The 12,470-nt window shown below is 63.6% G+C and carries 11 protein-coding genes; 6 read left to right on the forward strand and 5 right to left on the reverse strand.

All coding sequences use genetic code 11. From position 1 onward, the window contains the following. Nucleotides 1–65: 65 nt before the first annotated feature. The 5 genes from OG698_RS17825 to OG698_RS17845 form a co-directional block, all read right to left on the reverse strand. Nucleotides 66–1,181, reverse strand: coding sequence for an FtsK/SpoIIIE domain-containing protein (locus OG698_RS17825; RefSeq protein WP_406111123.1), 1,116 nt, complete (start codon nucleotides 1,179–1,181; stop codon nucleotides 66–68). A gap of 262 nt (nucleotides 1,182–1,443) precedes the next feature. After that, the gene (locus OG698_RS17830) at nucleotides 1,444–1,794 is read right to left on the reverse strand and encodes a hypothetical protein (protein WP_406103996.1); all 351 of its coding nucleotides are present in this window, start codon (nucleotides 1,792–1,794) and stop codon (nucleotides 1,444–1,446) included. A gap of 162 nt (nucleotides 1,795–1,956) precedes the next feature. Then, nucleotides 1,957–2,685, reverse strand: a complete 729-nt coding sequence (locus OG698_RS17835) for a GntR family transcriptional regulator (RefSeq protein ID WP_406103998.1) — start codon at nucleotides 2,683–2,685, stop codon at nucleotides 1,957–1,959. A gap of 107 nt (nucleotides 2,686–2,792) precedes the next feature. Then, complete coding sequence (locus OG698_RS17840) at nucleotides 2,793–3,227, reverse strand: ATP-binding protein (protein ID WP_406104000.1); 435 nt, start codon at nucleotides 3,225–3,227, stop codon at nucleotides 2,793–2,795. Between the two features lie 288 nt (nucleotides 3,228–3,515). Further along, nucleotides 3,516–4,256 carry a GntR family transcriptional regulator gene (locus OG698_RS17845; RefSeq protein WP_406104001.1) on the reverse strand — a complete coding sequence of 247 codons (741 nt, stop codon included), beginning with the start codon at nucleotides 4,254–4,256 and terminating at the stop codon, nucleotides 3,516–3,518. 80 nt (nucleotides 4,257–4,336) lie between these two features. On the opposite strand from OG698_RS17845, the gene OG698_RS17850 reads away from it, so the two are divergent. From OG698_RS17850 to OG698_RS17875, 6 genes are all read left to right on the forward strand, one after another. Next, nucleotides 4,337–5,434, forward strand: a complete 1,098-nt coding sequence (locus OG698_RS17850; RefSeq protein WP_406104003.1) for a DUF1152 domain-containing protein — start codon at nucleotides 4,337–4,339, stop codon at nucleotides 5,432–5,434. Nucleotides 5,435–6,586: 1,152 nt separating this feature from the next. Then, on the forward strand, nucleotides 6,587–7,135 hold the full coding sequence (locus tag OG698_RS17855; protein ID WP_406104004.1) for a pentapeptide repeat-containing protein: 549 nt from the start codon (nucleotides 6,587–6,589) through the stop codon (nucleotides 7,133–7,135). A gap of 767 nt (nucleotides 7,136–7,902) precedes the next feature. Next, nucleotides 7,903–8,460 (forward strand): hypothetical protein, encoded by a 558-nt coding sequence (locus tag OG698_RS17860; protein ID WP_406104006.1) that lies wholly within the window; start codon nucleotides 7,903–7,905, stop codon nucleotides 8,458–8,460. Between the two features lie 147 nt (nucleotides 8,461–8,607). Next, entirely contained in the window at nucleotides 8,608–9,372 is a 765-nt protein-coding gene (locus tag OG698_RS17865) for a hypothetical protein (protein WP_406104008.1), read from the forward strand. A gap of 242 nt (nucleotides 9,373–9,614) precedes the next feature. Beyond that, on the forward strand, nucleotides 9,615–10,277 hold the full coding sequence (locus tag OG698_RS17870) for a hypothetical protein (RefSeq protein WP_406104010.1): 663 nt from the start codon (nucleotides 9,615–9,617) through the stop codon (nucleotides 10,275–10,277). 664 nt (nucleotides 10,278–10,941) lie between these two features. After that, the gene (locus OG698_RS17875) at nucleotides 10,942–12,414 is read left to right on the forward strand and encodes an ATP-binding protein (RefSeq protein ID WP_406104011.1); all 1,473 of its coding nucleotides are present in this window, start codon (nucleotides 10,942–10,944) and stop codon (nucleotides 12,412–12,414) included. The last annotated feature ends 56 nt before the right edge of the window (nucleotides 12,415–12,470 follow it).

The raw sequence follows: 12,470 nt of genomic DNA on the forward strand, positions 1-12,470 counted from the left end.
TTTTGGGCATGGGGGCGGTAGGGACTTGGTGCGAGGCGGTCACACCGGCCTGTGAGGCAAGGAGGTCAGCCGGCCGCGGGATGCGCCTTGGCCACGGAGATCGGAGAAGAAGCGGACGTTGCCGGGACCCGCGGGCGGAACGGCTCCAGGGCCGCTATGCCGGGGGCGAGTTCGGCAGTCTCGCGGCAGATCGCCGCGGCGTCGGCGAGGGACAGATACGGAGTACGCATGCGCCCCCAGCCACCGGAGGTGTCGCCGGACACCGCCAGGCCCGGACGTTCGGCCGGGATGGTGGCGGCGACGCCGACCGCCTCGGGTGAAATGTCTCCGAGCGCCATCTTTGCCGAGGCCTCGTCGTTGACGCGGTGGCAGACACGTCCGGTGAGCTGTGCGCGGAGCATGGTTGCTCCCTTGCCGAGCTCGGCGCCGAAGCGCTGGCCGCAGATCTCCAGATAGATGCCCGCCGCACGGCCGAGCTGGGCAAGACGGATCAGGTGAGTCACCATCTCGTCGCGATGCTCCTCATCCTTGCGCGTGGCCACGAGAAAGAGTTCGGCGACCTCGTCCACGAAGAGCACGATCGGAGCGGGGCGTTCGTCGTCGGGCAGGCCCCACACGTCCGAGGTGATTTCCTCATCCGCGGTACCAGCCGCGATGCCCTGTCGGGCTTTGATCAGGTCGTAGCGATCCTCCATCTCCTGGACCAGGACGGGCAGCAGTTCGGCAGCCTCATCAGAGTCGGTGGCCAGGGCGGAAAGCCTCGGGGCGAAGGGCGCCAGCTCCACACCCCGCTTGCAGTCGATGCCGACCAAGGCCACAGGCTGGGAAGCCAGTTCTGTCAGCAGATTGCGCAGGAACATCGACTTCCCCGACAAGGTGGCGCCGAGGACGAGTTCGTGAGGTACAGCTCGGTAATCGCGGACGAACACCGTCCCGTCCTCCCGCAAGGCCACTGGCACTGCGAGAAGGTCACGCTTGGCGCGACGAGGCACCTTCACCTTGCGCAGTACATCGAACCCGACCAACCGCAGCTCGACCACGCCGGGCTTGATATCGCGTACGTGCACAGCGTGGACGCCCCAGGCGTGCCGAAGACGCTCGCACGAGGCGGCCATGTCCGCCGGCTCCTGACCGGGAGCCAGCCGGAGCCGAACGCGCAGGCCCGTGGACGTCGGGCGGATCAGACCCCGGCGAGGTGGCACAGGGCGAACCTCTCGGCGAGTAGCGGCTCGCACCGCCAGAGCCCGCAGCCTGGACGGCGTGACGGTCAGCCCGCACGCCTCCATGGTGGAGCTGTACGAGGCCATTAACCGGGCCACCGACGACGGCAGCCCGACCAGCACCCAGTACAGCGCCGGATGTGCCTTCCGGGTGTAGACCGCCCCGCCTATCGCGGCGAGGGGTCCACCCAGTTCGACCAGCGTCATCAGCTGGGACACGAGATCAGTTCTCCTGTCCGGCGGGGAAGGCGCCGGGGACCACGGCGGCCGCCCGGTAGGCGATGCCGTGACGGGCCTGCCCGCTGAAGACGCTCTCCCAGGGACGGGCGATGAGGCCGGGGAGGGATACCGGAGCTCCCACGGCCAGACCGTCCGTGATCCCGCTCTCCGGAACGGTCACCGCGATGAGGGACGACTCCCCCTCGTCGATGTAGACGACGCCGACCTTCATCAGCGCTTCACCGCTGACAGCGTCCTTGGCGATCTCGCCCGTCTGACGGTCCTTGACCTTCGGCTCAGGCGCCTCGGTCAGCAGGATCGTCGCGGACGAGGTCTCAACTCGGATCACACGCACAGAACTTCTCCTTCGTAGGCACCCATCAGACAACCTGACAGGTTGACTTAGCAAGTCCGAAGTTAGAGATGCCAGGTTGACTTGTCAAGTGGCTGGAGTAGCTTGACGACCAGTCACCGGCGGGCGTTGACGCACCAGGACGGGCGAGAAGGCGCCAGTCCGTCAGTCGAGCCGGTAGGTGTCTTCGAGCTCCTGCCGGTCGGCCGGCAGGAGCACGTCCGTGACCTGCAAGGCCTGCCCAGACACATCACAGGCAACCACGAGGACGCTGAGGACCGGCTCGCCCTCAGGGAGCCGGAGGAGTTCCGCTTCCTCCCTGCTCGGCAGACGCGCCGAGACCCGCTCTGTCACGTGGTCAAAGCGGATCTTCTTGCGCGCCTCCAGGTGCGCGCGGTGCCCCTCCGGAAGCGGGGCCAGATCGGCAAGACTCGTGCCCTCCACAAGACCGGCGGGGAAGTACGAGGAGGTCAGCTCCACGGCCTCTCCGTCTTCCTCGACCAGGAGTCTCCGAACGAGCACCTCGGTTCGCTTGGGAACACCGAGGAGTGAAGCGACCCTCGGAGGCACGGGTACTTGATCAACCTCGATGAGACGTCCGGCGGCAGTCGATTCCGCCCGCTCAAGCGTCTCCCGGCCTCGCTGGCTCTTCCGCTCGATCACTTCGGGTCGCCCACGGACGATCGTGCCGAATCCCTGCCGGGACTCCAACCACCCGTCCCGCTTCAGGAGTTCCAACGCACGGACGACGGTGGGGCGGGACATGCCGAAGGCCTGGACCAGCTGGTTTTCACTCGGAACCAGGCTCCCAGGCGGGTACGTGCCGTCTTCGATACGCCCCTGGAGCGTCTGCGCCAGCCGCACATATTTGGGTGCAGCCACCTCGTACGCCATAGTCCCGCCTAGTCCCGATCAGCCAAGTCAACCTGTCAACCAGACTACTCACGTTAGTAGGCACTGAACACCCAAGGACCCGTGGGCGCTCATGAGGTAGATCGATTTCACGGCTTCCACGCGTCGTCGACCTGGAAGGACACGACGGTGCCACCGAAGCGGCTGGGGCCGGCACTCCACGAGTCCGAGAGCGCGTCAACCAGCAGCAGCCCCCGCCCATGCGCGTCATTGGCACCCGGTTCGCGCAGCAGCACATCAGCGGGGAATCCAGGGTTGTGCACGTTGACCCGTAGGGCTTGCCCCACGCGGCACCATTCGACACGCACCCGCCAGGGCTCCTCCGCCTCTCCATAGAGGATGGCGTTCGTCACCAGCTCGGAGAGCATCAGTACGCAGTCGTCGATCGAGCACACCAGGTAGTACGGGGCGGTGAACTTCCGAAACCAGCGCCGAGCCCGGTGAACAGACTCAGGTACCGGATAGAGGGTCATCCCCCCGATCGGGGACGCCGCCGCGTCAGGCTCGTCATGCGCATCCAACATGAGCACCCCTACTCCTTACCGGTGCCGTCGCAGTCGAGACAGCGCCGCCTAGACGTGGGGCGGATGCGAGCGTCGGCCGCGGACGCTGCCAGGACCGAGCGGGAGCCGACACGCTTCCACCCTCGTCCCCGGCATCCACGGCAGACCGCTTCCTGCGAAACGTGCCGTAACTCCGCCTGATCCTGGCTCACACCATGCCCCTTCCCATCAAGTGGCCTTAGCCACTTACTGGATAGTGGCATTAGCCACTCGAAGCCACAAGCGGTTCACACAGAGAGGAGCGACTTTCTAGCTGATCGGGTAGCCCTGCTCGAACGCCCAACGACCGGGCGGGTAGGTGGCTTCGGCGAACTCGATCGGGCGGTCCTGCAGGTCGTAGACCACGTGATGGACAATCAGGACAGCGGATCCGGGCTCAAGTTCGAGATCCGCTGCCTCATCCTCCGTGGCCAGCCGGGCGCACATCCGGTCTTCGGCATAGCTCCCTTGCCGGCCGGTCATGTTCTCGACGTACATGAGCGTGCCCTCCTGAATCCGGTCAGGATCAAGGAGCTTGGGCGCACGCTCACCGATGTCGACACCGAACCACGAGGTGGAGATGGTGATGGGTCCGGTCTCGTTCTTGGTCACTCGACGGCGATGAGCCGCCCGTCCACCAGGCGCCAAACTCAGCGCTTCAGCCACATGGGCAGGGGCCTCAAGCCACCCGGCCGAGGTGATCACGGCGTACTCACCGGCCGTGTAGATCTTGCCGGTCTGCTTCGCCCGCCCGTAGAGCTCCCGGGCCCTCCGATTCACAGCGAGACCACGCACATAGGTGCCCGACCCTTGGCGCTTCTCGACCAATCCCTGATGGCTCAGCGCTTCCAGCGACCGCGCGGCCGTCGGCCGTGAGACGCCCCAGTCAGCCGCCAACTGCCGTTCCGACGGCACCTCATCACCAGGCCGCAAGTCGCCCCGCAAGATCTGATCGCGGATGTGGTGCGCGATCTGGAGGTACTTGGGCTGGGTCTCTTCGATCTGCGGCATCGGAGCCCCTTCCCTAAGTGGCTATGACCAGTAGCCACTATAGGGTGAGTGGTCAATACCGGAACCCGTAGGCTGGTCGCGTGACGCGCTTGATCGTGGCAGCAGGAGGCGGGGGCGACGCCGTCGCCGCCGCGATGCTCGACGCAGCTCTCTATGGGAGCGACGGAAGTCCGGCAGTGATCCTCACCTACGCGTGGGACCGTCTGCTGATCGACCCCGCACCAGGGCCCCGAGGGCCGGCGAACTTCACGGGCCTCCACCCTCTGACCCCAAGCGTGTGGTCGGTACCGGCCGAGGCGAAACCGGTAGCTCCCGCGGGGTCCACACTCCCCCGGCTGGCGGGAGAACTTCCGAACCGCGTCGCCCTGATCGATCCACACCACGGGGCCGAAGGCATCACCCGTCAGCTCGAAGAACTGATCGAGCACCTGGCCCCGGAATCGATCGACCTCCTGGACGTCGGCGGCGACATCCTCGCCAAGGGCGACGAGCCCACGCTCCGCAGCCCACTCGCAGACGCCCTCACCCTCGCCGCGTGCTGCCAAGTCAACGCGCCGATAAGGCTCTTGATCGCCGGCCCGGGATTGGACGGCGAAATCCCCGCTGAGGTCCTACACGACCGCATGGGCCCAGCCGTCCTGACCCTCACGGGCGATCACGTCGAACCCGTCAGCTCGGTACTGGAATGGCACCCTTCTGAGGCGACCGCGATGCTGGCCGCCACAGCGCGAGGAGTACGGGGCCTCTGCGAAGTCCGGGACGCCGGCCTACCGGTCCCGCTCACCGACGAGGGGCCGACCGTCCATGAAGCCGACCTCGACGACGCGCTGAATCGCAATGAGCTCGCCCGCGCCATCCTGGCGACGGAGAGCCTGGCCGAAGCAGAGCAGCACAGCCGGGAAATCTGCGGATATTCGGAGATCGACTACGAGCGCAACAAGGCCAGTTGGCTCAGCGGCCAGCTGGAGCAGAAGCTCGACCCGGAAGCCACGCTCCACCAACTCGCCGACTTCGAGGCGCAGGCTCGCAGCCGCGGCGTCACGCACACGACGTTCCGCAGGATCACCGAAGCCCTCGGCCTCAACGGCTCACAGCGCCAGGGCCTCAGAGCTCTCCTACTGAACAGCCGGCCGGAGCAGTACGAAGCTCCGCTCTGGCACATCCCAGCCGAAGCCTGAGTAACAACTTTCTCTACTGGTTCAAGGCACCCGGCTGCGCTCCGCTCCGCCGGGCGCGCTTACCGGCTCCGCTCTGGGGCGCCGCTCCTGCCTTCGGCCCGCTCCGCCCCCGGCTGCGCCGACGCGCGCCCACATGGATGGGCCGAAGGCCAATCGGTGATCACCGCATGAAGCGGACCCAGGCCAGGGCATGCCTCCGGCGGGGGCGCTCAGACTCTGGGATGGCGTGGGCGCCGTACGCGACTGCCGGCCCGTCGTGGCGTGCGCGGGGAGCTCCCATCCCGTCCGCCATCGACCCAGGCAGAGCCGAGCAGACGCGGCCCATGGCGTCCAGGTCGTTCGTACAGTGGCGCGCTCCACCTGGACGCCATGAACCACGCCCGCTCCACGGTGTGTGGGTCGACGGCGGACGGGATGGAAGCGGGGGAGAGTGGTGGGGAAAGGTGAGGCCCTGCGAGCCAGGTTGTTGGAGCACCGCCGCATCGGTACGTTGCTCATCTCAGAGCCCTGGGGGAGGAGTTCGCCTTGGCGCGCGGCGACAGGTGGTCTGCACGGCTACGGACGATGGCCACATTGCTTGTGGTGCTCGCTGTCGCTGTGGGCGTCGCGTTCCTCCTCCTTCAGTTGGTTCCGCATTGGCTAGCTGATACGGAGGCCAAGCAGTTAAAGCCGTCTCAGCGTCTCACTCATCTGAACAACGTGCGTGGCATGGTCCTACAGACGGCAGGCGGACTGGCCGTCATCGGAGGGCTCATCTACACGGCACGTGGGTACGTGCTCTCACGACAGAGCCAGATCACAGACCGGTATGCCGGCGCTGTAAGCCAACTGAGCAGTGAGTTTCTGGACGCCCGCCTGGGCGGGGTTTTCGCTCTTCAGAGGCTGGCGAGTGACTCCTGGCGAGACGTGGGCTCCATCACGCAGGTGCTCTCTTCGTTCGTTGTGCGTCGCCGTCCAATTACCCCAGCTCTGAGTCAGCGCGTCACTTCGTCCGAGGTCCCAAACCAGCTCGCGCAGGCTCCCAGGCTAGAGGCAGACGTGCAAGCGGCACTTGACGTACTCGGGTCGATGAAACGAACAATGCGACCCGAATTGGCCGAGTCTGACCTAAGGGGAGCCGAGCTACAGGGGCTGTCATTCGAACGTGGGGACATGCAGCGCTGCCTTCTCCGGTCAAGCAACCTGCGTCAAGTTATCTTGCGCGAGGCGGAACTCGACAACACAGACCTAAGAGGTGCGCGCCTCGACGGTGCCGACCTCACGGGGGCACGTCTCTCAGGCGCTGATTTGCGTGGGACTGAGATTAAGGGAGCCGTATTCACGAACTGCGCTCTGTCGTCAGCTCGCCTGGACGACACTTTGGCATCGTCGGTATCCATGCGCGGGGCGGACCTCTTTTCCGCGAGACTGGACAGGGCGCGGCTGGACAGTGCTGATCTGCGCGACGCAACATTAATCAACGCTAGTCTTGCACGGGCTGATTTGACGGGTGCCGATCTCTCGGGAGCCGATGTACACGGTGCCGACTTTTCCGGCGCCGTACTCGTCGCCGCTAACCTCAGTTCCGTCCAGTCACTAACCCGTGAACAGGTTAATTCAGCTGTGCTGGGCCAGCTGACGCGCTTGCCCGCAGAATTGACTTATCTTTTGGACGGCCGAGCCATGCCCGATGATTCCGGCATCGGAATTGTGATCACTTGACGGAGAATTATTTGAGCACCGCGACCGCGCAGCCACCAAACTCCTCGGACCCATCCAATAATTCTGACGCCAGAAGCCCATCGACACTTCGAACCTTCGCCCGTCAGCCACGGCTTCTCCCCTCGGACGTCCCAGGGGATCCCGTGATGCTACGACCGCCTCCCGTCTGCAAAGAAGTCACCTGGAGGCAGAAATGGCGACTCCCAATACTGTTAACCGCTCCCGGCTTTTGCTCCTCTGGACTACTAATCCTCACCGCGAATGGCCCAGCTAACCAGCTCGCCGGTTCCTTCGCCTTTATATCTAGTGCGACCATCGCCCTCGTTGTCGTGCTAACGCGCAACTCGGACGACGACGCAGCGCACACTAACCAGCAGCGGCAAGCGTATCTCCGCTACCTTACCGACACTCGTCGACAGGTACATCGGACCGCCCTTCTCCAAAGGGAGGCGCAGTTGTGGTTGCATCCGGAGCCGTCAGAGTTGCGTGCCGTAATAGCTCGTCGGGGGCAGCTTTGGGAGAGGACGCACGAATACCCAGATTTCATGCAGGTGCGGGTTGGCACAGGGAACCAGTCCCTCGCCACTTCGCTGGTCTCTCCGGACATTCCTGCGGGATCCGATCCAGTGTGCGCCGACGGCCTGAATTCTCTCATTCAGGAGTACGGAACCTTGGCGGACCTTCCTCTAGCGGTTAACCTCCGCGCATTTCACCACATTCACGTATGCGGCACAGTTGAGGAACGAAGCCGCAATCTCCTACGAAGCATGGTGGCGCAGCTGGTAACACTCCACGGGCCTGATGAATTCCGGGTCATTGTCCACGCTCCCGTGGAGCAGTCAGATGAATGGGAATGGATTGACTACCTGCCGCATGCCAAGCCCCTTCCCGATGCCGAGTTGCCTTCTCTCGTAACCGGCTTGGCAGACGACACTGCGAGCTTCATCCAGCTCCTGACTGGAGTTCGTGACAGGGATCAATTCCGTCGCGAGGAACTGAACGAGGCCCCCCTATACCCGCATGTCCTCATCATCTGCGACACTCTCCCCATTCCATCGGAGGCGGAATGGCTTCTGAACGAAGGCCGAATTGGTGTCACTGTCATCAGCCTCGTTCCAGACACTCAAGCGGGCACCGAAGTCGCACTGGAGTTCACGGTCACGGACGAGGACTTGAGCCTGCAAACCCCTAGCGGCAGCACCTACACCGGCCAGCCGGACGCTCTGACATCTCGCCAAGCGATCCGCCTTGCCCGTGACCTGTCCCGTTTCCGCCTTGCGGAGCGCCGCGAGGAGTCCGCATCCGGACCAACCAACCAGAACTGACACAGACGGACGCTGCTCAACCCTGACTCTCGTCACGACGGTTTTCAAGTTTGCTGATCCCTTGACTCCGCCACTGAGAATCCGCCGACCTCTGACGCAGATCACACAGGAAAAGAGCAGCACCTCTGAAATAGGGGAGAAATCGGCATGGAGATTGCCCGCCTCGTCATCGACATTTTGAAAATCGCAATCTGGCCAATGACCCTCATTTCCCTCGTATTGCTATTCAGGAATCCCATTAGATCCGCCTTGGAACAGAGAGATGTTCGCTTCGAAGCTCTGGGGATGAACGTTGAGATAACTCGCCAAGCCGAATCAGCGACGGAAGCGCTGGATACATCTTCGGGTTTTACAGCAGAAACGCTCAGCTCAGAGGCAAGGGCGACTGAACCTGATGCACTGCCCAAGGACCGTCTTGGCTCCGCTGGCCGTAGAGCACTTGAAGGATTCCCCGAGGTTCCATATATGCAAATATCAATGTCCAATCCCGCACGCGACCTCCTGCCCATGTGGAACGAGATCAACAAATCCGTGAGATCCGTCCAAGATTCCTTTGAGTTGGGTTGGGAGAGCAACTGGGGGAACTCGATGAGCCACGTGACTGGGAACCTGAACTGGACCGAGCTTGGACTCGCATGGACCCGCGTCAAAGAAGCCGTGAAGCTCTTCGCCCACCCGATCGAATCCAATACAGGGCCCTGGCGTCTAACGGAATCGCGCCCCCCAATCGCTGATTCAGTGGCGAAGATGCTACTGAATTCGATGCGGGCTCTATACGACCGTCTCCTGTCTGAGGTGCAGCGCCTCTCCGCCATCGACATCGCACCAACGGAGCTCTTAAATCAAGATCACGGACCTACGATTCCGCTGCCCTCAACGGCTGCAGATAGCGAAGAGCCGGCAGTCCCCTAAGACGGACGCGGCTAGGCAGACGGCTTCTAGGCCCCAGACCTGCTGCAACGTACGAGTCGCAGGGGCCCTCCGAAGCTGCGTCCTCAGGTTTGGGCCAGCCTAAAGCAGCTCAGTATGTATCTGGTCCGCGGTCACGCCACTGCTGGGCTCAGGCACGACTACCGTCGCCGCGCTTTCTGCCGGGGGAAACCGTTACATTGTCAATCTTAACGATCACAGGGCCAATCGTCGGTGCCGTAGTCGTGGCAGTCATCACGTACCTCACCTCACGACCTCGGATGCGGGCGGAAGTTCGGAAGCTGGAAGCCGAGTCGGAGCGCACAAAAGCCGAGACAACCAAGATCCTTTCGGAGTTCCAGGCTCGCCCCTCGAGCGTCGCTGGCAATAACGCTTTGCCGACGGGCTGGTATGTGACAGGGGCGCGGCCTGAGGACTACGAATTCGGCATTGACACGCAGATTTTCCAGAGCGGTCGCGCCAGTGCCTTCATCCAAGCCCGCCCCGGTGCGAAGGAGTTCGCCTCTATCGCCCAGGTGTTCAAGGCAGACGCCTACCGAGGAAGGCGGGTACGTCTGTCCGCCATGCTCAAGACCAGAGACGTTGCCAAGTGGGCGGGGCTTTGGCTCCGCGTCGATGACACCCTGCACAAGGTGATGGAGTTCGACAACACTTCTGACGGCCGAAGCATTTCGGGCACCCAGAGCTGGAGTCGACGTGATGTTGTCCTTGATGTGCCCGGCGAAGGCGCGACCATCCGGATCGGTTTCATTCTCTCAGGTGACGGGCGCGTCTGGTGCGACGATGTGGCATTCGAAGAGGTAGGCCTCGACATACCCGTTACCCGTAACATCGAAGACGTGCGAGACCACCCAGAGAATCTGGACTTTGAGGCTGGAACCAACTGACGTCACGTCACCTGACACCAGGACAGGCTTACCAACATCCCGTGTCGAATACATGTCGATATTAGCCAGGCATACACGGCCAGCGCTGGCGACTCCCCAGGTTGGGTGTGTACGACCTACTGCAAGAGCAGGCGCCTTCTAAGCGCTTGGCCGCAGGTTCGAGATCTACCAAGGCCCTATCAACACCCCCGTCTAGGCAGGCCCCTTCTGCAAGTCAGAGTGGCTGCATCCACTTGCGGAGGCGGGCCGAACCACTCCCAGGTTGTCGCGGAGCGTGACCGAAGCTGTCTGGGTATCTGGTCACGCGCAGCCGGGAAGCTTGGGGAGGCGCCCTTGTGCCTCCATGCGGCCGGCGCAGAACGCCAACTAGACCAGCGCCCTACTGCCCCACACAACCTGGGCGCCGTGCGTACTCACACCACTCCCCCGTCTCGACACCTTTCACCTTGATGACAGCATTCGCGATGCTTGCACGCTATGGACGCTTGCGCAGGTTGCCGACATGATGGTCAGTCACTCCGGCAACAACGCCATGCGGTGGCAGGAAGCGCCCATGCACGTCCTCCCACTCAGGTTCGTCTCGCACGCACAGGCACAGTGACTAGACACGAGGGAATGTCTTCCTTCGTCGTCCCCTTAGCCGAAGGGCAGGACCAAGTACCACATGGCGTACGACCTCGCGCCTCCCGAGCCCGTTGGGATGGTGGCCTCGCTGAGCTCTCTGGGCTACTCGCTCCCGGACGCCATCGCAGACTTAGTGGACAACAGCGTCTCGGCTGGGGCAGGGACGATCGACGTGGAGTTCACCTGGGACGGGCGCTCGTCGTGGGTCGCCGTGATCGACGATGGCCATGGCATGTCGGAGGCGTCCTTGGTCGCCGCGATGACCGTCGCGGCGCGCTGGTCAGCGACTGATCGCAAGTCCACGGATCTGGGCCGGTTCGGGGTGGGGCTGAAGTCAGCTTCCTTCTCTCAGTGCCGTCTGCTGACGGTCTGCACGGCGGAGGCCAACGGCTCCTGGTGCTCACGGACATGGGACTTGGATGTGGTCGAGCAGACCGGTGAATGGCGGTTGCTCCGACAGCCGCCGGCCGAGGCTGCGGTAGCCCTAGAGCAACTCACCGCCGGACGCTCCGTCGGCACAATCGTTCTGTGGCATCGACTCGCCGGATACCGGGGGGTCACCGCTGTCGATCGCAGGTCCCAACGGCAGTACTACGACGAGACCGAGAAGGTCCGCAGCCACCTCGGTCTCGTCTTTGCCCGGTTCCTCACTGGCTCAGCAGCGTTGACTCTGCGTGTCACGGGCTTGGCTGTTGAGCCGTGGGATCCGTTTCTGTCCAGCCACCCTTCGGTGCTACGCCACCCGGTGGAGAATCTGCCGCTCGACGGGCACAAGGTCAGAGTCGAGCCCTACATCCTGCCCGGACTGCAGCGGCTAGCCCCTGCCGAGGCGGAACGCGTCGGAGGACCCAGGGGATGGCTGCGACAGCAGGGTTTCTACGTGTACCGCCGTAACCGTCTCATCCTCGCGGGGAGTTGGTTGGGCATACGCGGACTCCGGCGCGAGGAAAAGTACAACCTGGCTCGCATCGCCGTCGACATTCCGGCCGAGACCGACACCCAGTGGCAGGTCGATGTCCGGAAGGCGACAGTGGTGCCGCCGGTCGCACTGCGCCAGCATCTCCAGCGTATAGCGCGCACAGTCCGTTCCGCCGCAGCCGAGACTGTCCGCAACCGAGGTCAAATAGCGGCACGGCAGCGCGCGGAGAATCTGTCATTCGCGTGGAACGTACGGCGAGACGAGAACACCGTCCAGTGCCGGATCAACCGGAAGCATCCCCTCGTCCAAGCGGTGCTCCGGGAGGGGGGCGGCGATCCGGCGAACATCCGAGCGCTGCTGCGGCTGTTGGAGGAGACCGTTCCTGTGCCGGCGCTGCGCATTCTGCACGAGACCGACACAGCAGACGATCCTGAGCCCTTCGGCGGTCCGGGGAAGGCCAACGAAGAGGCGACCAACGTGGCCCAGCGCATGTTGGATGTGCTCGTTGCCCAAGGCCGCCCTCCGGATGCAGCACGACAGGTCATCCGCACAACGCAACCATTCGACCAGCTTGATGGATTCTGGAACAAGTGACCGAGTGTCGATGGTGGGGCGTAGCCTCCTGTTCCCGACCATCAAGTTACGTATCT

It is taken from the genome of Streptomyces sp. NBC_01003, from assembly GCF_045162695.1.
In the GTDB taxonomy this organism is placed as follows: domain Bacteria; phylum Actinomycetota; class Actinomycetes; order Streptomycetales; family Streptomycetaceae; genus Streptomyces.